The organism is Pseudoflavonifractor phocaeensis, assembly GCF_038439875.1.
GTDB lineage: Bacteria > Bacillota > Clostridia > Oscillospirales > Oscillospiraceae > Vermiculatibacterium.
Map to the genome: position 1 here is coordinate 475748 of NZ_JBCDMT010000004.1, position 19894 is coordinate 495641.

Genomic DNA, 19894 nt, shown 5'->3' on the forward strand with positions numbered 1-19894 from the left:
ATGCGGGAGCAAACGGCGGCCATGGAGGTCATCCAGGCCTTTTTAGGCGCCTGGTTCCAGCGGCGCGACGCGGACGGGGCGGCGGCCCTCCTGACGGAGGACGTGGGCTTCGTAGGCACCGGCGAGCGGGAATCCGCCCAGGGCAGGGATGAGATGGCCGCCTACATCCGGCAGGATATCCGGGAGATCCCGGAGCCCTTTCAGATGGAGCTCCTCCCTCTCCAGGCACAACGGCTGGGTGAGCGCATGTGCAATTACACCGTGGAGCTGAAGCTGAAGAACAGCTACTACACCTGGCGCCTGCGGGGCTTCTTCATCCTGGAGGAGACCGGCGGGGACTGGCGGATCAAAAGCCTCCATGTCGCCGAGCCCAGCCAGAACCAGAAGGGCGGGGAGCATTACCCCCAGGCTCTTGTTTTGGAACACATCGCCCAGACCCGGCAGGAGTTGCTCAACGATTCCCTGGCCGGCGGAATGATGGGCGGCTATCTGGAGGAGGGCTTCCCCTATTACTTCGTCAACCGAAGGATGCTGGACTACCTGGGCTACCGGGACGAGGCGGATTTTGTTTCCGACATCGGCGGCCTGATCACCAACTGCATGCACCCCGACGACCGGGCCCAGGTGGACACAGCCGTGGACGAGCAGCTCTCCCAGCGGAACGAGTACGTCGTAGAGTACCGGATGAAGAAAAAAGACGGGTCGTACATCTGGGTCCACGACACCGGGCGGACCGTGACCGCCGAGGACGGCCGAAAGGCCATCCTCTCGGTCTGCATCGATATCACGGATGTCAAGCAGCTTCAGGAGCGGGTCAAGGAGCGCTATGAGCAGGAGCTGACCTACTTTGCGGAACTGTCCACCACCGAAGGGAGCATCCAGGGAGCCATCAACGTCACCAAGGACCGGATGGAAAGCTATTTGTCCACCTCGGACGTGGCCATCGCCGAAGTGGGAGATACCTATACGGATACCATTGAATGGCTGGCCGCCTCCGCGATCGACCCCGCCTATGGGGAAACCATCCGCGGAACCCTGGACCGGGCCAAGGTCCTGCGCGACTACGCAGCCGGAAAGACGGACTACCACTTTGAATTTCTGCGCAGGCGCAACGGCGGCGGCTCTTTCTGGAGCCGTACCAGCTTCCGCACCTGCCTGAACCCGGAGGCCGACGACATCATCGCGTTTTTTTACACGGAGGACGTTACGGAGCAAAAGCTCCAGGAATTCCTGCTGAAGCGGATCGCCCGGCTGGACTACGACGTCATTGCCGAGATCGACCTGGTGCAGGGCGACTATCACACGGTGGCCCGGGACCAGGCACAGGAGGGGACCATCCCGCCCCGGGGAGATTTTCAGACGGAGATCCGCAATGTGGCCGCCCGGGTCATGAACGAGCGGGACCAGGACACCTTCCTGCATTATCTGGACTTTTCATATATGAAGGACCGGCTGGCCCGGCAGGATTCCTACAACTTCATCCTGGAGATGCGGCAGGCGGGAGAGCTCCGGGTCAAACGGTTCCAGGTCTTTTACATCGACAAGGAGATGGGCCGGGCCTGCATGACCCGCACCGACGTCACCGACGTGGTCCGCCAGGAGCAGAAGCAGAAGGCGGAGCTGGCCTCCGCCCTGGCGGCGGCCGAGCAGGCCAGCGCCGCCAAGTCGGACTTCCTCTCCCGCATGAGCCATGAGATCCGCACCCCCATGAACGCTATCATCGGCATGAGCACCATCGCGGCCCAGTCCATCGGCGACGACGACCAGGTGGCGGACTGCCTCTCCAAGATCGGCATCTCCTCCCGGTTCCTCCTCTCCCTCATCAACGACATTCTGGACATGAGCCGGATCGAGAGCGGCAAAATGCTGCTCAAGAACGAGCGGATCCCCACCGAGGAGTTTCTGACCGGGCTCAACTCCATCTGCTACGCCCAGGCCGTGGCCAAGGACGTGGAATACGAGTGCATCGTGGACCCGGTGCTGGACGATTACTATATCGGCGACGCCATGAAGCTCCAGCAGGTCCTGCTCAACATCCTCTCCAACGCCATCAAGTTCACCCCGGAGGGGGGCAAGGTCACCTTCTCCGCCGCCCAGCACAAGCGGGGGAAAGACAGCACTACCCTGCGCTTCATCGTCAACGACACGGGGGTGGGCATGAGCGAGGAATTTTTGCCCCACATCTTCGAGCCTTTCTCCCAGGAGTCCACCGGGACCACCGCCCTCTTCGGCGGTACGGGTCTGGGCCTTGCCATCTCCAAAAACATCGTGGATATGATGGGCGGAAAGATCACGGTGCGCTCCATCCGGGGCCTGGGCACCGAGTTCACTGTGGATGTGAAGCTGGGCATCTCCGAGGAGGAAAAGCAGCGCCGCCACCCCAAAAAGCACGATTACAACTTCTCCCACTTAAAGACCCTGGTGGTGGACGACGACGTGGCCGTCTGCGAAAGCGCGGTGGTCACCCTCCACGAGATGGGGATGGCTGCCGAATGGGTGGACAGCGGCCCCAAGGCCATCGACCGGGTCAAGAGCCTGTGGGACCAAAACAAATATTACGACCTGATCCTGATCGACTGGAAGATGCCGGGGATGGACGGCATCGAGACCGCCCGGCACATCCGAAAGATCGTGGGACCGGAGGTCACCATCATCATCATGACGGCCTACGACTGGGTCACCATCGAGCACGAGGCCAAGCTGGCGGGCGTCAACCTGCTGATGAGCAAGCCCATGTTCAAGTCCACCCTGGTTTCCGCCTTCTCCAAAGCGCTTGGGGAAAAGGAAGAGGAGGCCGCGGCGCCCGCAGCCGAGTATGATTTTACAGGCAAGCGGGTGCTTTTGGTGGAGGACAACGCCATCAACACGGAGGTGGCCACCATGCTCCTGAAAAGCAGGGGCTTCCAGGTGGACACGGCGCAGAACGGCCTGCGCGCGCTGGAGCTGTTCAGCAAAAGCACACAAGGGTATTATGACGCGATCCTGATGGACATCCGGATGCCCCAGATGGATGGACTGACGGCGGCCAACAACATCCGCCATCTCACCAACGGAGACGCCAGGACCGTCCCCATCATCGCCATGACCGCCAACGCCTTTGACGACGACATTGAAAAGAGCAAGGCCGCGGGCATGAACGCCCACCTGGCCAAGCCAATCGAGCCGGACCGGCTTTATCAAACCCTGTTTGACTTCATTTTCGGAAAGGAAGATTGACGGATGGGACGGTTTGAAGAGGCCTTCGGGGCCTATGGAGGAGACTACAAGATCACCATGGAGCGCTTTATGGGAAATGAGGCGCTGTATATCAGACTGCTGGGGATGCTGTTCCAGGATGAAAACCTGGACCTCCTGGGCCGGGCCCTGGATTCCGGGGACCTTTCCGGCGCCTTCTCGGCGGCCCACACCCTGAAGGGAGTCGCCGCGAACCTGGGGCTGACGCCCCTTTACAAGGCGGTGGGCGCCATGGTGGAGCCGCTGCGCACAGGAGAACCCCGGACCGACTATCCCCTGATGTACCAAACCGTCACGGCCGAATTCCAGAGGGCGAGAGAGCTCTGGACGCTTTTGAAGGAAGGCGAGACGATGTGAGGGAAACGGACGGACTCTCCAAGGACCAGTTCATCTCCTCGCTGGAACAGGAATTGACCGACACCAGCGAAAAGATGCAGAACATCATCAACGCCATCCCAGGCGGCGTCGCCATCTACAAGGTCTCGGACATCTTTGAGACCGTCTACTTCTCCGACGGTGTCCCGGAGCTGTCAGGGTATACCGTGGAGGAATACCGCACACTGATCCAGGGTGACGCGGCACAGCTGACCTATCCCGAGGACACCGCCATGGTGACCGGAAAGCTCCGGGAGGCCATCCGGGACCACACGGTGGCGGACTTCGAGTTCCGCAAGCTGCACCGGGACGGCAGCGTGGTCTGGGTCCATATCCAGGCCAAACAGATCGGCGAGGAGGACGGCTTTCCCCTGATCCAGTGCGTCTTCCACAACATCTCCACCCTCAAGGACACCCAGCTGCAGCTGAGCCACCTGGTCAACGCCATCCCCGGCGGCATCGCCAGCTACCGTATTGAGGGGCAGCGCTCCATCCCCCTCTTCTATTCCGACGGCGTACCCGCCCTCTCGGGACACACCCGGGAGGAGTATGCCCAGCTGACCCGGCACAGCGCTTTGGATACGGTATATGAGCCGGACCGGCCCCGGGTGCTGGCGGCGTCGAGGGGCGCCATCGCCAGCGGCGAGCCCCTGGACCTCTCCTACCGGGTGCGCCACAAGGACGGCAGCCTCATCTGGCTCCACCTCAGCGGCCGCCGGATGGGGCCTTTGTCGGGACCCATCGTGTTTTACACCGTGATCACCGGCATGTCCCCGGAGGCCCGGCTGTTCCAGTCCATCGCCAACGAGGCGGCGGACGGCATCTATGTGATTGACCAGGAGAGCTACGAGCTGCTCTACGTCAACGAGTCCAGGGAGCTCTTCTCCAGCCGCCCTCACCGGGTGGGGGATAAATGCTACGCGGCCCTGCACGGCAGAAGCACCCCATGTCCCTTCTGCACGCTGGGGAAGGGCCGGGACGAGGACCAGGAATATGAGATCGCGGTGGAGGGGACGGACCGGTTCTATACCTCCCATTTCCGCAGGACCGACTGGAACGGGATCCCCGCCTACATCCAGTCCATCCGCGACATCACCGAGGAGGTCCACCTCCGCCAGGAAAAGGAACGGCTGGACATGGATTTCCGGACGGTGATGGAAAACCTGCCCGGCGGCATCTCCGTGATCCGCTGTGATCCGGACGGCGCCATGACGCCGGAGTTCATCTCCAACGGATTCGCCGCCATGACCCACATAACCTTGGAAGAGGCGAAAAAGCTGTACGAAAACAACGTCTTTGGTGGGATCCACCCCGAGGACGTCGCCGAAAACCGCGAAAAGCTCCTGGCGTATATGGAGCGCGGCTCAGGCCACTGTGAGCTTACCGCCCGGTTCAGGCGGGGCGACGGTGGTTATGTCTGGGTCAAGGACACCCTCTCGGTCCGGCAGGCCCCGGACGGGACCCGCAGGATCTACTCCATCTATACCGACATCAGCAAAGCGGTGGAGGAAAAGGAGGCCCTGCGCCGCCAGTATGAAGAGCTGATCTTCCAGCACTACCGCAAGCCCGGCCCGGACACCCTGGTGCTGGGCCACTGCAACATCTCCCAGAGCCGGATCCTGGAGATCAGCGATCAGACGGACTCCGGCCTGCTGGAAACCTTCGGCTCCAACCGGATGGACTTTTTCACCGGCCTCGCCGGCCTGGTGGTGGAGGAGGCGGACCGGCAGGCCTTCCTGGACACCTTCCTGGACGGCCCCTCTCTGGAGGCCTACCGCCGCAACGAGACGGAAAAGTCCCTGACCTGTTTCATCCGGCTGCCGAAGGACGAGCACGGCCGCTACGTCCAGTTCAAGGTGAATATGATAGAGGCCCCCGACACCGGCGACGTTACCGGCATCCTGACGGTGACGGACGTGACGGAGCAGACCATCTCCGACCGCATCCTGCACCAGCTCACTGTGACCAGCTATGACTATGTCATCGACCTGGACTTCAGCAAGGACCACTATACGGTATTAGTCTGCAACAAAAACGCCTGCTGCCCGCCTCCGGCCCAAGGCTCCCACTCCGAGCGCGCGGCCGAGATGGCCCGCACAAGGATCGTGCCCAGGGACAAGGCGCAGTATGAGGCCAATCTCCGGCCGGAGGAGATCCGCCGCCGGCTGACGGAGGACGGCCCCTATACCTTCTCTTACTCCCTGACCGACGAGGGCGGCAGCATTCACAATAAAAACATGACTGTCTCGGCCATCGACCTGCGCCTGGGCCGGGTCTGTCTGGTGTGCGCCGACATCACCGACTCGGTGCGGGAGCAGCGGGGCCTGCTGAATATGATCGCCTACACCTTCGAACTGGCGGGCTTCATCGACCTCAACAGCGGCCGCTTCACCCTCTATACCAGGCAGTCCGTGCTGGAGAACCTGCCTCCCCATACGGTGGAGGATTACGACTCCTCCGTCGGAGAGTTTGCCAGCCAATACGGCCTGGAGGAAAACAAAGAGGAGGCCCTGGAGCAGTTCCGGCTGAAAACCATCCTGGCCAGGCTGGCTGAGCGGCCCGCGGGCTACGACTTTGTCTTTCCCTACCGGTCGTCGAAAAGCGGCCTTCGGTATAAGCAGGTCAACGTCCTGTGGGGCGATGACAGCCACCGGACTGTCTGCCTGGTGCGGGCCGACGTGACTGACATCCTGGCGGCGGAACGGGAGACCAAGGAGGCGTTGAAAAACGCGCTGGCTCAAGCGGAGGAGGCCAACCAAGCCAAGAGCGACTTCCTCTCCGCCATGAGCCACGACATCCGCACCCCCATGAACGCCATCATGGGGATGACGGCTCTGGCGGTGGCCCACCTGGACGACCAGACGCGGGTGGCGGACTACCTGCAAAAAATCTCCCTCGCCTCCAAGCACCTGCTCAGCCTGATCAACGACGTGCTGGACATGAGCAAGATCGAACGGGCCAAGATCACATTGAACCATATGTCCATCTTTCTGCCTGAGCTGATGGACCAGCTCTCCGCCATTATGACCCCCCAGGCCCGGGTGGCCGGGCTGGACTTCGCCATCCGCACCGGGCAGGTGGAGCACCCCCGCTTCCGGGGAGACGCCCTGCGCCTGAACCAGATCCTGCTCAACCTGCTCTCCAACGCCGTCAAGTTTACCCCCGAGGGCGGGCGGGTGGAATTCCTGGTGGAGGAGATCCCGCCGGACAGCGGCCCGGGCCGCGCCCGATACCGCTTTACCGTCCGGGATACCGGCGTAGGCATGTCGGAGGACTTTCTCGCCCACCTCTTTGACCCCTTCACACGCAGCGCCGCCGTGGCCCATATCGAGGGGACAGGGCTGGGCCTGAGCATTACCAAGGGATTGGTGGACCTGATGGGCGGACGGATCACTGTGGAGAGCGGCCCGGGCCGCGGCTCCACCTTCCGCGTGGAGCTGGAATTCGAGGCCGCGGCCGAGGAGGCTGAGCCCCGATCCAGCGCCGGAAATCCGGCTGCCCCCGGAGGCTGCTACGGCCTGAAGGGCCGGATGTTCCTGGTTGCCGAGGACAACAGCATCAACGCCGAGATCCTCAAAGAACTGCTTTTGATGGAAGGGGCCGACTCCGTGGTCAAAACGGATGGAGCCCAGGCCCTCCGTGCCTTCCAAGAGGCTCCTCCGGGGACCTACGACGCCATCCTGATGGACATCCAGATGCCGGTGATGAACGGTTACGAGACGACCCGTGCCGTCCGGGCCCTCCCCCGTCCCGACGCGGCCGTCATCCCCATCGTCGCCATGACCGCCAATGCCTTCGCAGAGGACGTACAGGCCTCCCAGGCCGCCGGCATGACCGCCCATCTGGCCAAGCCCATCGACGTGGATATGTTGCGCGCCACCCTGGGAAAAGTGCTGGGTGGTCTATAACACAAAAAAGAAGGCGGGGCATTGCCCCGCCTTCTCACCATTTGGGGAGGGCTCCCTCCGTCCGGAGGGGCAGCTCCCCAAAGATCCTAGCCGCCAACGCCCGGTATTCTCCGGGGTCGGTGGTTTTTCTCAGCTTTTTTTCGATTTTTTCCGCCCCCTCAAAGAGGCAGATGTGGTAAAACCAGATTTCTTTCATCCGGCACAGGGCGTTGCGCTCGCTTTGAAAGGCAACGCAATAGCTCTCATACAGCTCGTCATGATACTGTTTCAGTGTCTCCCGGTCCGCGGAGGGACCTCCCTGGATCCGGCGCACCAGTGCCGGATCGGCCACCAGCCCCCGGCCCAGCATCGCCGCCGGGGTATCCGGGAACCGGGACTGAAAGGCGGAAAAATTGGCCGCCGTGGTCAGATCGCCGTTGTAGCACACCGGGGCCTTGCTCTGGGCCAGAGGAAGTGTAAAGGCATCCAGCCTTGCGGGAAGGCGGTAGAAGTCCTCCCGCACCCGGACGTGGACCGTGAGCTCCGCAATAGGATAGCGGTTGAAGATTTCCAGCAGGCTGGGAAATTCCCCCTCCTCCCTCATCCCAAGGCGGGTCTTGACGGAGACCGCCACCGGAGTCTTGGCAAATATTTCATCGAAAAACCGCTCCAGGCCCTCCGGGTCAGCCAGCATCCCGCTCCCCTTCCCCTTCGCCACCACCGTTCCGGAGGGACAGCCCAAGTTCAGGTTGACCTCCCGGTATCCCAGGTCGGCCAGCGCCCGGGCCGCCCACAGGAAGTCCTCGGGCCGCTTGGTTAGGAGCTGGGGCACCACATTCAAGCCCCTGTTTTCCTCGGGCCGCACATCCTTTACCTTTTTCCCGGTGAAGCGGCCGTCCTGGGTCGGAGACAAAAAGGGGGTAAAGTACCGGTCCAGGCCCGGAAAATACTTGTGGTGGATGTTTCGGAAGGTGTAGTCCGTAACGCCCTCCATAGGGGCAAAATAAAACTTCATCCTCTTCCCCCCTCCTTCTCCCTCAGCGTGAAGCGCAGCCGGACGGGGTTATGATCGGAATATAGGAACCCGTTGTCCACGGTCTCCAGCTCCAAAATCTCCACGTTGTCCGACAGAAGGAACCCGTCCACCATGGTCACAAAGCTGACCCCCGCCTCGTAGGGGGCGTCGGCGTTGCGGCAGGAGGGGGCCAGGCTTTCGATCTCTGCCTGGCCCAGCCGGTCCCAGGCCACGCTGATCCCTTTGGGCAGAAGCTCCTTGGGAAAGGGCTTGGCCCAGTTTTCGGCGCTGGCGTCCGTCCCAAAGACCGCCGGAGAATCCCCCAGCAAGTCCTGGTTGAAGTCTCCCCCGCACACCACGTAGTTGCCCGCCGCCACATCCTGTTCCAGATCCCCGCTCAGCATGGCGATCTGGGCCTTTACGATGCTCTCATCCTCCGTATAGGCGGAGAGGTGGACGTTGTAGACCGCCAGCTCCTTCCCGTCGTCCACCGGGATCCGGGTGACCACATAGCAGCGGTCCAGGTCGATGAACTTATAGAGAGAGGTGCTGACGGGAAGGCTCCGCCGCAGCGCGCCGGTCATTTCCAGCCGGGAAAAGGTGGACAGGCCTGACAGAGACGCTCCATGGGGCTGTGTCAGGGGATAAAAGAGGTAGGCTGAGTGGTAATTCACCCCATGGTTGACGGCGTACTCCCCCATCGCCTTCCGGAACAGCTCATGCTCGTCCACCTGATAGCTCCGGGTGGAGCCCCGGTCCACCTCCTGGAGCAGGACCAGGTCCGGATTGTCCCGCTCCAGAAGGGCGATATCTCCTCCGATGTTTTCCCGCACCGCCGCCTCGCTCATGGCCCGGGCGTATTTTCCGCCGTCCATGAAGAAGCTGTAATCATCGGAGTAGGCGCCGAACCCCACATTATAGGTGACGGCGGTATAGGTTTCCCCCACCCTTGCCGTGACCCCCTCGGTCTGGGCGGTGTTCTCCACCTCCACCACCTGGCGGTCCTCGATCCGGTCGTAGGTCAGCAGCAAATAGGCGGCATACCCTCCCACCAGGGCAGCCAGCAGCAACAACAGCACCAACAGGATTTTCCCAATTCTCTTCCACATCATAACATCCTCCCTCCAAACCCAAACGGCCATGGGAGCATTAACCGTCGGTGAATATGATTCATTTTTCCTGCTATGTAAAGTGAAATACCTTTTCCACCAGTGTCCCCACCGTCAATGCTCCTGAAATCCTTAAAACTCCATTTGTAATGAGCATATAGAAAACGAAAAAAATCCTTGAAATCACTGTAAATGCAGTGTTTTCAAGGACTTTTCCCATGGTACGCCCGGAGGGACTCGAACCCCCAACATTCAGAACCGGAATCCGTACTCTAAAATCCTTAAAGCTATTGCGCCCCAGCGGTATTTACTCACCCTATATACTCATTCCCAGCACCTTTCCCAGCAGTGCCATCTAAAAGTGAAATTCCCTCGTGCATAGGCCTTGCGTCTTTATGCGTATAGATGTTGGCCGTGGTCTGAATATCCGAATGCCCCATCAGCTCTTTTGCCACGTTGATGGCAACCCCGGCGCCCTCCAGGTCGGTGCAAAACGTGTGCCGCAAACAGTAGGGCACCAAATCCTCCGCCACCACCGATTTCACCACCTTGTTCCGGTAGAGCTCCGCCCCCATGGCGACGTCCAACTCCCGCTTGAACCCTGTCCACAGCCGCCGCAGGCTGTTCTCGTTCTGCCGCCCGCCGCTCTGGGTGGGAAACACCGGCTCAAACCCACGCTTCCCCTTTCCCGCCTCCCGCAGGCGCGGAAGCAGCGCCGCGTGGATGGGGATGTCCCGCACCCCCGCCGCGGTCTTTGGCCCCTTGACGCGCCCGCTGCCGCTTTCCTTGGCGGCGTGGACGTGAATCTCGTTGTTCTCAAAATCCACGTCCGCCCAGCTCAGCGCCGCCGTCTCCCCGGGGCGCATCCCGGTGTACAGCAGCGTCAATATCCACAGCCCCGCCCGGTGCGTCTGCGCCAGCTTCAGGATCGCCGCGCGCTCCTCCCCGGTGATGGACCGCCTGCCCCCCTGCCTGGCGGCGGGTAGCTCCAACAGCTCCGCCGGGTCCCAGGTGATCAGCCTGGACTGCCTGGCCCGCCGGAACATCTCCTTGAGCACGATGCGGATCTTTTTCACGTGGGAAATGCTCTTGCCCGCCTCACCGTTCAAAATCTCCTGGAGGTGGACGTCCTTCACATCCTTGAGCTTCAGATGTCCGATCCGGGGCCTGATGTACCCGTTATATTTCTCGTCGTACATCCCCAGACTCTTGGCGGTGAGCCCCTTGGGGTCCTTGTACAGCGCCTTCCACTTGTGGTACCAGGCGTCCACCGTCATGTTCCCCCCGACGGTCTCCTCCCCCCGCTTGGCGGCGGCGAGCTTGTCGGCCAGCTTGGTGAGCGCCTCCAGCTCATCCACGCCGGTGGCCTCATACTGCTTGCCGTGAAACCGGGCAGTCTTTCTCACCGGTCCGTCGTCCTTCTTCTTGGCCATCGTTCGCTCACCTCCTCAAGAAACATATCGCATAATCCATTGTCAGCCAATGGGCGCGAAAATCACGACCTCCCCCGGGGCACTTCCCACACCGATCACCACCATGTAAGCTGCAGACCCATTATAAGAATATACCGTGGGTGAACTCACAATCGCGCCTTCCTTAAAGGCGGTAGTGGCTGCATCGTCATAGGTCATTCCGGCGCTTTCCAGAACGTCTATGTATGTCTCTACCATGTCGAAGGAATCTGTGATGTAGGTGGCGAAAATCGACGTTTCATCGGTAAAGTAGCTCGGCGTTATCCCATTGACTTTACCAAAATCGGGAATCCACGGTGCGGCGCTGTATCCATTCCTGACCGCAGACGGGGTCGTCGGGGTTGGCGCCGGCGTGGCCACTGGAGCCGGTGACGCTGTTGGGACAGGCGTTGGTACCGGCGTCGAAACAGGTGTGGGCGTAGCTGTCGGTGTTGTTACCCAACTGGTTCCATCCCATGTTTTCTTCTCATCCAAAATGACAGTGTTCGTGCTTGCGTCCCAGTGCACATTCATGTTCAGCGCGTTCCCTACCGCCCGGACCGGTAGATAAGTGGTCCCGTTGATGGCGAACGGTTCCACTGCGTTCCCGTTGGCATCCGTAGGCGTAACAAACTGGCCGTTGATGTAGAGCTTGATGTCGTTGTAGTCCAGCTCCGCCGTCCGTTTCCCCACAGTAGCGACGGCGGTGCCCACCAGGGAAAAAATCAACACTGAGACGACCACGCCGGAGATAAAGCCCTTCGTTCTCTCTTTTTTCATGATAATGTTTCCTCCCCTTCTAGCAATTACCCACTATTTCTCATTTGGTTCAGGCGTTCCTTTAACCGTGCTGACTCCATCGAACGCTCATGTTCCCGCGCCATCGTCAGAGGCGGATCGCAGACGCTACACGGCTCATAGCCACGTCTGTCCGCTGCCTCAACGTTATAGATCAAGAAGCTGTCACTGTTCGCAATCGTAGAACACCTGTATGTATGATATTTTTCCCCGGTGGGCGTCACAATGACAGCATGTTTTCTCCAGAAGTAGAGCTCTCCAGAATATTTCAAATCAAAAAGTTCGTTCTCAGCTTCACTTTTCCGTTGATTCAACACCTGATTTACTGATCTTAACCGATCTATTTCAGCACTGTACTGGGTCTGCTCCTCCCGCAAGTTTACGACAGTATATCCAAGCACCCCGCATCCAACTCCCAGCCCCATGCACAGCACCGCCAAAAGCGCACAGACCCACACCGGTGCGCCCTTTCTTTTCGTCGCTTCCTGGGGCTCCTGGACGGCTTTCCCGGTCCGTTCCGCCTCCGTCTCCTCCTGGATCTGTGCCAACAAATCAAGGCTGGATTCCTCAACTTTTGCGAGCGCGGTCTCTTTTGTCGGTACGGTGGGCGCATCAGTCGCCGCCGATAACGGCGTTTCCTGCACAGCTTGTTCGACCGCCGCTTCCGTCGGGGTCTCCTCCTCTTCCTGTTCATCGACCATCCAAGAAGGGTTTTCCTTCAGAAGTCCCTTTTCTCTGAGCTTCCACCGCATGAACCAGTTAACCAGGAAAACCGTGATGAGCCCGCCAGGGACCACCGTCGCCTCTTCCGGCCCAAGCTGGCCGTTCATAATCAGCCCCATGGCGATCAACAGCGCCAGCCCATACCCCACCAGATAGGCCAGAAACGAAAATCCCCAAACGGCCCCCTTGCTAATCCTCCGCTTGCGGTACATAAGGACCAACCCCGGCACGATCATCATACACAGCGCGCCAATGAAGAAAATCAGCATAGATACCCCTCCCGGCACTCGTTTTCGCCCAAACTATTTAAAAGCATCCCCCAATGTATAAGCACAGTTGCCATCCAGCCCCGGTCCTTCACTCACACATCCCCCAAATGGTAGGTACAACGCCCTCCATCCGGTACTTCGCAAGCGGAACGTCCACTCCCATATAGGCGGCGGCGTCCGTGATAGACCGCTCCAAAAAGGGCTGGAGCTCTTCATCCTCAAACAGCAGGTCCAACGCGAACCGGTTTGCCTCCGTTTCGATCCTCCCCACAGAAAACATTGTGTTCTTCCGCAGAAAGGGGGTGTTCACATCGGAGTGAAGGATCGCATGGCCCAGCTCATGGGCACAGGCAAAGGTAGCCTCGTACCCATCCAGCTCTTCGTTGATATGGATAAACTTCTGCCGGTAACATTTGTTGTAGTATCCTTGGATGCTCCCCAACGGCTCGTAAAGCACCACGATGCCCAGCGATGCCGCCAACTCGAAAGGGTTCCGGGTATCCAATATTCGACATAGCTTTTCGGCAATCGCTCTGGTGACCATACTTACTCCTTTTTATACTTCTTAGGCGTATACTTCTGCTTGGCCAGCGCCTTCCCCATCTCCAGACTGTTTTGGATCGACTTGGCCAGCAGCTCCCGTGTGCTCTGGTCAAGAGCCTCGCCCAAAAAGGAAATCCCGTCTTGCCCCTGCTCCAAATCCCCCAATACGGCCTCCAGCCGCTTGGCAATATCCCGCTCGTCCTTCCCAGTGAAGGCGGGCGTTTCTTTTTGCCCACTGAGAATTTCATTAATTGATTTACCAAAATAGGCCGACATCTTTTCCAAGGCATCCGCACTTGGTTTTTCAGTTTTTGTGGCCTTCCACTTTGCAGCAAGCGAACGACTCACACCCATTTCCCTGCATGCTCTTCCCGGTTTAACACCCTTTTGCGCACATAGTTCCTCGAAGCGGTCAAAAAACATAAAAAGAGCCTCCTATTTTTGTACATAGCATACAAAGATTACTCACGTAAGCAGAAAGCTCTTGAATTGATTACGATAGCGTGCTATTATAAGCTCACAGGTTGATCTTCGTAATCATTCAGAGTAATCATTTGTGATTGGCTGGTACCATCATAATATCACTTAAGATTACGTAGGTCAACAAAAATGTAGAAGGAGGTAATCTTTTGTATGCCTGCACAATGGACTGGTGATCTGGTTGGTGAAATGCACCGAAAAGGCGTCACCAAAAAGCAGCTATCCCAAGAGGTGGGATGGAATCCCAAATATCTCAGCGTTGTTCTGAACGGGCACCGGCAGCCCAAAGACGCGGAACGGAAACTGCATGCCGCCCTTTTGCGCCTTGAAATCAAGCGGGAGCGAAGCGCTCATGGCCTCTCCCCTGATCTCTTCGCTTTGGTCGAGCAATACCGGACAGTCTCACCTAATTACGCCGCCGAGCTGGAAGCGCTCCTTGATCCCGATGGATCTTATCATTTTGTATAAAGCCCTTCCCTGAAAGGAGATTTTTTCATGTCCACCAAATCCGCTAAGGTCATCCAGGTCATCCAGACTATGACCACCGTCGGCGCAGGCACCAGCTCAGACCCAAACCGTGTCATTCTGCAGTTCTGGTCCTTGGAAGGGGAGCTTCTTGCGGTCAATGACCCGGTCAGTCCGGATGCTTCGCCGCCGCCTTTTCCCTGTCCGTCTCCATAATGGCCTTGTAGAGTTCTTCTTCATCATGCCGGGCGACATACCACTTATCCATCAGCAATTCAATCAGCCGCAGAAGCTGTTCGGCCTCCTCCGGCTCCACGTCGATGATAAGGTCCACGTCCTTCTCCATATGCGCGCCAATGTTCCCGATTTTCCGCACCGCGTCGATGGCCGCCCATTGGGCCGGCGGCACCCGGTCCTTGATGGCATCAATCTCCTGGTAGAGATTAGGTTTGTCTTTCTCTCCATAAAAATCCCGAATCATCCCCTGGAGGCACCGCCGCGCCAAAGTGGCGGACGCCTTGGGGCTCTTATTCAAAATGGAGTAGGCCTCCTCATAGTCCCTGCGGATACCCTCCGGCACATACTCCGGGAACTGGACCGCACTGCTTTCAGGACAGATTTGGACCATCCGCCCCTTTACTTTCGTCCCACATCCATACGCGACCGTCGATACCCGTTCACACTCCGGGCACCGGAGCATGTGGACATCCCAGCCCCACTCCTCATCATTACGGCCTAGACCTCGGCCCGTTATCACAAATCTTGTATAGTCGACCTGGTGCGTCTCATGAATATCCGGCACTGCGGACCCACAAAACGGACATTTGAATCCTGCCATTTTTATCACCTCACCCACATCCTAACACTTTGTGACAATATCTTCAAGAAAAGGAGTGACCCCCCATGTCCATCCGCACCGCCTCCCCCCTCCCCGGCGTGGAGGTGAACACCCTGGGCGAGGTCTACCGCGTCTCTCCGGACGGCAAACGCACCCTCGCCACCCTCTACAAGGTCAACGGCTACCGCATGGTGAGCCTCCCGGACGGGAGCCGGGAGTACGTCCACCGCCTGGTGGCGAAAGCCTTCCTGCCCAACCCGGAAAACAAGCCCGAGGTCAACCACCTGGACGGCAACCCCTCCAACAACCGTCTGGAAAACCTGGAGTGGACCACCCGCAGCGAGAACGCCCAGCACGCCTTCCGCACCGGCCTCATCAACCCCTACCAGCGCTCCGCCCCCTGCAAAGCCTGCGGGGCACTCACCAGGGCCAAGGACGGCATCTGTCCCGCCTGTAAGCCCCGGCTCAGGAAGGTGGCCCGGGACGCCGACAAGGCCGCCGCCGCCCACGACCAGGCCGCCCACCTCATGACCGGCGGCCTCACCCAGCGGCAGGCCGAATACCTCTCCCTCCGCTCCCAGGGCCTTTCCTACGCCGACATCGCCCGTCTCCGCGGCGTCTCCCGCCAGTGCGTCCAGGACGCCATCCAGAAAATGGAGCGGTACATGACCGCCCCCGGGCGGTGCCTCTACCCTGTCCTGGACCGGGAGCTCCGCCGCAGGAAAATCAAGCGGGGCGAATTGGCCAAGCTCCTCTTCCTGTCCCCCTCCTGCCTCTCCAACCGCCTCCTCCATACCGGCCTTCCCTACCGGGACTGCCTCACCATCCGGGACGCCTACTTCCCCACCTGGACCCTGGAGGAGCTCTTCGCCTCCCCTCCGTCCTACCCTGATGCTACCACAACCGCTGTCCCATAAACCGGACTCACCCAGAAAGGAGGCATTTTCCATGACACCCCAACAAGCCGCCCGCAAGGAGAAGCGGGACATCCTCCGCGCCCTCTACGGCGGCATGATGACCCTGGCCGACCTGACCCATGAGCTGGGCTATACCGACCCCAAGTCCGCCCGCCGCTGGGTGGAGGATACCGGCCTGCCCGCCACGGCCTTCGGCGGCCGGAAAAAATACGACACCGACGAGGTGGCCCGCGTCCTGGTGGACCGCCGCGGTATGGCCTGAGAAAGGAGAAGCCAAACCATGCGTTATATCCCAAAACACCTCTCCCGAGAGGAAAAGCGCCTCCAGCAGAAGGCGGAAGCCTGGATCAAGGGGCTGGCCGTATTGGCCCTGATCCTCTGCGTGGGCATCGCCCTGGGGTGGCTGCTGTGACCCCGCTCCGCCGTTCCCCGCAGGCCGTAGGGGCGGATACCATCCGCCCGCCGTCCTATCCCCACGTCCCCGGACGGCACTCTATCCACACGCCCCCCGGCGGCATAGCCGCCCGGCCACCGCTAAAAATGAGCCACCGGCTCATTTTCTTAACGCTATGGCTCATTCCCTGCATCGAGCTCTTGGACATAAAAAACGCCGCCCCCGGTGGTAACGACACCGAGGACGGCAAAGCAGAAAAAAATCCGCCTTCATTATAAGGCACGGAAAGGAACCTGTCAAATGCTGAAAAATCCCCTCCGGGACATCCAGGACGATCCCCCCGCGCTCAACTGCCCCGAGTGCGGCGGTGAGGTGTGGCCCGGCCAATCTACTTACTTTCTCTACGGCCGCATGGTCTGCGTGGAGTGCTTCAAAAAGGAGATCTCCTACCAGATGGAAAACGATCCCCGCGGCCTGGCCCTGGAGCTGGGCATCGATATGGAACAGGTCTCCTGACCCGTTCCTCCACCCCCATTCAAAAGAAAGAAGGTATCACCATGGGCATCCCCGTTCTCATCCTCGGCGAATCCGGCTCCGGCAAATCCGCCTCCCTGCGCAGCTTCTCCCCCGACGAGGTAGGCGTCTTTAACGTGGCCTCCAAGCCCCTTCCCTTCCGCAAACCCCTCAAAATGGTCAACTCCGCCACCTACGCCGACATCGCCAAGGGCCTGTCCGCCCCCAAGCTGAAAACCTACGTCATCGACGACAGCCAGTACCTTCTGGCCTTCGAGTTCTTCGACCGGGCCCAGGAGACCGGCTACAACAAGTTCACCGACATCGCCCTCAACTTCCGCAACCTCATCCAGTTCGTCATCACCAAGACGCCCCCGGACCGCATCGTCTACTTCCTCCACCACACCGAAAAGCGGGACGACGGCACCCTCAAGGCCAAGACCATCGGCCGGATGCTGGACGAAAAGCTCACCGTGGAGGGCCTCTTCTCCATCGTCCTCCTCTGCCGCTCCACCAAGGACCGCCACTATTTCGTCACCCAGTCGGAGGGCTATTCCACCGCCAAGTCCCCCATGGACATGTTCCCGCCGGAGATCGACAACGACCTCAAGGCGGTGGACGACGCCATCCGCGCCTACTACGACCTGAACAAGGAGGAGATCAAACAATGAGACATGTCGATTGGACCGGCGTCCAGGCCGTGGAGGGCTTCGACGCCCCCACCCCCGGGGCCTACATCGCCCGTATCGCCTCCGTCACCGACGTGGAGGAAAAAGAGTACCTCAAACTCGAGTGGGACTTCGCCGAGGGCCAGTACAAGGGCTATAACAAGGACACCTTCACCCGGGCGGGCTTCTGGCCCACCCCTCTCATCCGCTCCTACAAGGACTCCGCCCTGGGCTTCTTCAAGGCCTTCAAGACCGCCGTGGAGGCGTCCAACCCCGGCTATATCTTCGACGACCAGAACCCCCACGCCCTGGCCGGCAAGCTGATGGGCCTGGTTTTGGGCGAGGAGGGCTACATCAAAACCAACGGAACCCCCGGCAGGCGTCTCTACGTGGCCCAGACCCGCTCCCTGGAGGCCATCCAGACCGGGGACTTCAAGGTGCCCGAGTTCCGTCCGGCCAAATCCAAGCCCGCCGCCCCGGCCTCCTGGGCCGCCCCCGGCGGTTTCCCTGAATCCGACGAGGACGGGGACCTTCCGTTTTAAACGGTTCCGGGAGTATCACGTCGGAGCAAGCTTCATATCCCTTGCCTCGGCGCAAGCGCCAAGGCTCACTCATTTCGCTGCTCCTCCTCTCCCCACAAAGCCGGATGGCTTTGTGGGGACCCCGGCGGGAACAGGCGCAGACGGCGGGGCGTGCCCCGTGCTGTGCGCCGATGACCTCGTCGGCGCAAGCTGCGTATCGCTCCCCCCGCCCTGCGGGCAGGGCTCGTTCACTCCGCTGCTCCTCCTCTCCCCAACGAAACCTTCGGTTTCGCCGGGGGCCCCTCTCCCCCCTTCCTCCTTCCCCCCATACCCCCTATTCTCTATCCCCCTATAACCCCCCTTTCTCCTCCTCCTTCACCGAGAGAAGGGGGAGAAGGGATCAGAACCACCTACCGTAAGAAAGGGCCGCCATGACGAAAGACGACATCGAAAAGCTGTGGGCCCTGCTGGCCCTCTACCGCCCCAATGACCGCCACCTCCAGGATGAAAAGCTGAAAAGCCTATGGCTGCTCACCCTGGAACCCTACGCCCCGGCGGACGTGAAGGCCGCGGTGGCCGGGTACTTCCGGGAGAAAAAGTTCTGGCCGGACGTCACGGACATCGCTGTGCTCTGCCCGCCACCCCCGGAACCGCCGAGGACAGCCGCCCCCAAGGGTAAGCCGGACCTCATCCTGGAAGGCCTCCGGGGTCTATGGGAAAAGATCCTGCCCCAGCGCAAGGCCGCAGGTCTCCCCGCAACCTGGAGCGAGGCCCAGGCGAAGGGGCTTACATACCGCCGGTGGTGGGAATTGCTGGAGGCCCACGGGGTGGGCTTCCCAGAACTGGAGGTTTTGACATGATCGAATTTACCGTCCCCGGCCTTCACGGGAAGGACCGGCCACGGATGACCAAGGGAGGCCACGTCTACACCCCGAAAGCCACCGAGGATTTTGAGGACAAGGTGCAGTGGCACTTCCGCCGGGCCATCCACGGCCCCGTCGTCCCCCTGGAGGGACCGGTATCCGTCACCATCAAGGCCTACCACCCCATCCCCAGGAGCGCCTCCAAGTATAAACGGGAGGCCATGCTCTCCGGGGACCTGGTGCCACTCACAAAGCCTGATGCGGACAATGTCCTGAAGCTCGTCCTGGACGCTCTCAACGGCCTGGCCTACCAGGACGACAAGCAGGTGACCCGCCTGCGCTACCAAAAGCTCTACGCCCTGGAGCCCGCCGTCTATGTCCGAGTGGAGGAGGCGACTCCATGACCCGTTGCAAAGGCTGCAAATACCAGGCGGCACCCCACAGCGGCCACCTGTGTGATTACGCCGCCCTGACCGGCCACTCCAGAGGCGGCACCGTGGACGACTGCGCCGTCCGCCAGCCCGGCAAGCGGGAATACAAGCCCCAGCAGATCATCATTGTGCCATCTTCCAGCACACCGCGGACCGCCAGACTCAAAAACGCCGGGGGCCGCAAGGTGACCATGGACGAGACAATGGCCCGCATCCTATATGACATGGGACAAAACGATAACCAGATCGCCCGCTCAATCGGTGTCAGCGCCACCTGCATCATCAAGTGGCGAAGAAGGAACCGCTTGGAGGCGAACGCCCGCCCGGGCCGACCTGCAAAGGAGGAAACAGTATGAACGAGCTCACTTATCAGCAGATGCTTGATTTTAAAAGGCCCACT

General features: G+C 60.3%; 21 protein-coding genes. 13 read left to right on the forward strand and 8 right to left on the reverse strand.

Going from position 1 to position 19894, the window contains the following annotated elements; genetic code table 11:
• Genes AAEU42_RS09630 through AAEU42_RS09640 form a run of 3 tightly spaced genes read left to right on the forward strand, consistent with a single transcriptional unit; the run spans window position 1 to window position 7517 of the window.
• On the forward strand, window positions 1-3216 hold the full coding sequence (locus AAEU42_RS09630) for a response regulator (protein ID WP_342233323.1): 3216 nt from the start codon (window positions 1-3) through the stop codon (window positions 3214-3216).
• A gap of 3 nt (window positions 3217-3219) precedes the next feature.
• On the forward strand, window positions 3220-3591 hold the full coding sequence (locus tag AAEU42_RS09635; RefSeq protein WP_342233324.1) for an Hpt domain-containing protein: 372 nt from the start codon (window positions 3220-3222) through the stop codon (window positions 3589-3591).
• Window positions 3588-7517 carry a PAS domain-containing hybrid sensor histidine kinase/response regulator gene (locus AAEU42_RS09640; RefSeq protein ID WP_342233325.1) on the forward strand — a complete coding sequence of 1310 codons (3930 nt, stop codon included), beginning with the start codon at window positions 3588-3590 and terminating at the stop codon, window positions 7515-7517. The genes AAEU42_RS09635 and AAEU42_RS09640 overlap by 4 nt, the downstream gene beginning before the upstream one ends.
• Before the next feature lie 34 nt (window positions 7518-7551).
• On the opposite strand, the gene AAEU42_RS09645 is transcribed toward AAEU42_RS09640, so the two are convergent.
• The 7 genes from AAEU42_RS09645 to AAEU42_RS09675 form a co-directional block, all read right to left on the reverse strand.
• Window positions 7552-8511 carry a tRNA dihydrouridine synthase gene (locus AAEU42_RS09645; protein ID WP_342233326.1) on the reverse strand — a complete coding sequence of 320 codons (960 nt, stop codon included), beginning with the start codon at window positions 8509-8511 and terminating at the stop codon, window positions 7552-7554.
• Window positions 8508-9623, reverse strand: coding sequence for an endonuclease/exonuclease/phosphatase family protein (locus AAEU42_RS09650; RefSeq protein ID WP_342233327.1), 1116 nt, complete (start codon window positions 9621-9623; stop codon window positions 8508-8510). Before AAEU42_RS09650 ends, AAEU42_RS09645 begins: the two co-directional genes overlap by 4 nt.
• A 308-nt stretch (window positions 9624-9931) precedes the next feature.
• On the reverse strand, window positions 9932-11053 hold the full coding sequence (locus AAEU42_RS09655; RefSeq protein WP_342233328.1) for a tyrosine-type recombinase/integrase: 1122 nt from the start codon (window positions 11051-11053) through the stop codon (window positions 9932-9934).
• Between the two features lie 42 nt (window positions 11054-11095).
• Window positions 11096-11851 carry a stalk domain-containing protein gene (locus AAEU42_RS09660; RefSeq protein ID WP_342233329.1) on the reverse strand — a complete coding sequence of 252 codons (756 nt, stop codon included), beginning with the start codon at window positions 11849-11851 and terminating at the stop codon, window positions 11096-11098.
• A 26-nt stretch (window positions 11852-11877) separates the two neighbouring features.
• On the reverse strand, window positions 11878-12861 hold the full coding sequence (locus AAEU42_RS09665; protein WP_342233330.1) for a hypothetical protein: 984 nt from the start codon (window positions 12859-12861) through the stop codon (window positions 11878-11880).
• 88 nt (window positions 12862-12949) lie between these two features.
• Window positions 12950-13366 carry an ImmA/IrrE family metallo-endopeptidase gene (locus AAEU42_RS09670; RefSeq protein WP_342233331.1) on the reverse strand — a complete coding sequence of 139 codons (417 nt, stop codon included), beginning with the start codon at window positions 13364-13366 and terminating at the stop codon, window positions 12950-12952.
• Between the two features lie 41 nt (window positions 13367-13407).
• The gene (locus AAEU42_RS09675; protein ID WP_342233332.1) at window positions 13408-13827 is read right to left on the reverse strand and encodes a helix-turn-helix domain-containing protein; all 420 of its coding nucleotides are present in this window, start codon (window positions 13825-13827) and stop codon (window positions 13408-13410) included.
• Between the two features lie 210 nt (window positions 13828-14037).
• Here AAEU42_RS09675 and AAEU42_RS09680 point away from each other — a divergent pair, with 210 nt between their 5' ends.
• The gene (locus AAEU42_RS09680) at window positions 14038-14352 is read left to right on the forward strand and encodes a hypothetical protein (protein ID WP_342233333.1); all 315 of its coding nucleotides are present in this window, start codon (window positions 14038-14040) and stop codon (window positions 14350-14352) included.
• A gap of 166 nt (window positions 14353-14518) precedes the next feature.
• Here the strand turns inward: AAEU42_RS09680 and AAEU42_RS09685 are convergent, their stop codons facing one another.
• Window positions 14519-14977 (reverse strand): DUF4145 domain-containing protein, encoded by a 459-nt coding sequence (locus tag AAEU42_RS09685; RefSeq protein WP_342233334.1) that lies wholly within the window; start codon window positions 14975-14977, stop codon window positions 14519-14521.
• A 275-nt stretch (window positions 14978-15252) separates the two neighbouring features.
• Here AAEU42_RS09685 and AAEU42_RS09690 point away from each other — a divergent pair, with 275 nt between their 5' ends.
• The 9 genes from AAEU42_RS09690 (at window position 15253) to AAEU42_RS09730 (ending at window position 19850) form a co-directional block, all read left to right on the forward strand.
• Window positions 15253-16104, forward strand: coding sequence for an HNH endonuclease (locus AAEU42_RS09690; RefSeq protein ID WP_342233335.1), 852 nt, complete (start codon window positions 15253-15255; stop codon window positions 16102-16104).
• Window positions 16105-16135: 31 nt separating this feature from the next.
• On the forward strand, window positions 16136-16366 hold the full coding sequence (locus AAEU42_RS09695) for a hypothetical protein (protein ID WP_342233336.1): 231 nt from the start codon (window positions 16136-16138) through the stop codon (window positions 16364-16366).
• Between the two features lie 18 nt (window positions 16367-16384).
• Window positions 16385-16516: a hypothetical protein gene (locus AAEU42_RS09700; protein ID WP_342233337.1), complete on the forward strand. Its 132-nt coding sequence runs from the start codon at window positions 16385-16387 to the stop codon at window positions 16514-16516.
• 282 nt (window positions 16517-16798) lie between these two features.
• Window positions 16799-17014 (forward strand): hypothetical protein, encoded by a 216-nt coding sequence (locus AAEU42_RS09705; protein ID WP_342233338.1) that lies wholly within the window; start codon window positions 16799-16801, stop codon window positions 17012-17014.
• Between the two features lie 41 nt (window positions 17015-17055).
• Window positions 17056-17682, forward strand: a complete 627-nt coding sequence (locus AAEU42_RS09710; protein ID WP_342233339.1) for a DEAD/DEAH box helicase family protein — start codon at window positions 17056-17058, stop codon at window positions 17680-17682.
• Complete coding sequence (locus AAEU42_RS09715; RefSeq protein ID WP_342233340.1) at window positions 17679-18221, forward strand: hypothetical protein; 543 nt, start codon at window positions 17679-17681, stop codon at window positions 18219-18221. Before AAEU42_RS09710 ends, AAEU42_RS09715 begins: the two co-directional genes overlap by 4 nt.
• A 410-nt stretch (window positions 18222-18631) precedes the next feature.
• The gene (locus AAEU42_RS09720; RefSeq protein ID WP_342233341.1) at window positions 18632-19060 is read left to right on the forward strand and encodes a hypothetical protein; all 429 of its coding nucleotides are present in this window, start codon (window positions 18632-18634) and stop codon (window positions 19058-19060) included.
• Window positions 19057-19467, forward strand: coding sequence for a RusA family crossover junction endodeoxyribonuclease (locus tag AAEU42_RS09725; RefSeq protein ID WP_342233342.1), 411 nt, complete (start codon window positions 19057-19059; stop codon window positions 19465-19467). Before AAEU42_RS09720 ends, AAEU42_RS09725 begins: the two co-directional genes overlap by 4 nt.
• Complete coding sequence (locus AAEU42_RS09730) at window positions 19464-19850, forward strand: hypothetical protein (protein ID WP_342233343.1); 387 nt, start codon at window positions 19464-19466, stop codon at window positions 19848-19850. Before AAEU42_RS09725 ends, AAEU42_RS09730 begins: the two co-directional genes overlap by 4 nt.
• Window positions 19851-19894 lie beyond the last annotated feature (44 nt).

Excerpts from the sequence above, each read along its gene's own strand:
- AAEU42_RS09650 (WP_342233327.1), bottom strand. The coding sequence starts at position 9,623 with ATGATGTGGAAGAGAATTGGGAAAATCCTGTTGGTGCTGTTGTTGCTG.
- AAEU42_RS09690 (WP_342233335.1), top strand. The coding sequence starts at position 15,253 with ATGTCCATCCGCACCGCCTCCCCCCTCCCCGGCGTGGAGGTGAACACC.
- AAEU42_RS09665 (WP_342233330.1), bottom strand. The coding sequence starts at position 12,861 with ATGCTGATTTTCTTCATTGGCGCGCTGTGTATGATGATCGTGCCGGGG.
- AAEU42_RS09715 (WP_342233340.1), top strand. The coding sequence starts at position 17,679 with ATGAGACATGTCGATTGGACCGGCGTCCAGGCCGTGGAGGGCTTCGAC.
- AAEU42_RS09660 (WP_342233329.1), bottom strand. The coding sequence starts at position 11,851 with ATGAAAAAAGAGAGAACGAAGGGCTTTATCTCCGGCGTGGTCGTCTCA.
- AAEU42_RS09635 (WP_342233324.1), top strand. The coding sequence starts at position 3,220 with ATGGGACGGTTTGAAGAGGCCTTCGGGGCCTATGGAGGAGACTACAAG.
- AAEU42_RS09730 (WP_342233343.1), top strand. The coding sequence starts at position 19,464 with ATGACCCGTTGCAAAGGCTGCAAATACCAGGCGGCACCCCACAGCGGC.
- AAEU42_RS09725 (WP_342233342.1), top strand. The coding sequence starts at position 19,057 with ATGATCGAATTTACCGTCCCCGGCCTTCACGGGAAGGACCGGCCACGG.
- AAEU42_RS09630 (WP_342233323.1), top strand. The coding sequence starts at position 1 with ATGCGGGAGCAAACGGCGGCCATGGAGGTCATCCAGGCCTTTTTAGGC.
- AAEU42_RS09675 (WP_342233332.1), bottom strand. The coding sequence starts at position 13,827 with ATGTTTTTTGACCGCTTCGAGGAACTATGTGCGCAAAAGGGTGTTAAA.
- AAEU42_RS09710 (WP_342233339.1), top strand. The coding sequence starts at position 17,056 with ATGGGCATCCCCGTTCTCATCCTCGGCGAATCCGGCTCCGGCAAATCC.
- AAEU42_RS09645 (WP_342233326.1), bottom strand. The coding sequence starts at position 8,511 with ATGAAGTTTTATTTTGCCCCTATGGAGGGCGTTACGGACTACACCTTC.
- AAEU42_RS09705 (WP_342233338.1), top strand. The coding sequence starts at position 16,799 with ATGCTGAAAAATCCCCTCCGGGACATCCAGGACGATCCCCCCGCGCTC.
- AAEU42_RS09680 (WP_342233333.1), top strand. The coding sequence starts at position 14,038 with ATGCCTGCACAATGGACTGGTGATCTGGTTGGTGAAATGCACCGAAAA.
- AAEU42_RS09655 (WP_342233328.1), bottom strand. The coding sequence starts at position 11,053 with ATGGCCAAGAAGAAGGACGACGGACCGGTGAGAAAGACTGCCCGGTTT.
- AAEU42_RS09695 (WP_342233336.1), top strand. The coding sequence starts at position 16,136 with ATGACACCCCAACAAGCCGCCCGCAAGGAGAAGCGGGACATCCTCCGC.
- AAEU42_RS09720 (WP_342233341.1), top strand. The coding sequence starts at position 18,632 with ATGACGAAAGACGACATCGAAAAGCTGTGGGCCCTGCTGGCCCTCTAC.
- AAEU42_RS09700 (WP_342233337.1), top strand. The coding sequence starts at position 16,385 with ATGCGTTATATCCCAAAACACCTCTCCCGAGAGGAAAAGCGCCTCCAG.
- AAEU42_RS09685 (WP_342233334.1), bottom strand. The coding sequence starts at position 14,977 with ATGGTCCAAATCTGTCCTGAAAGCAGTGCGGTCCAGTTCCCGGAGTAT.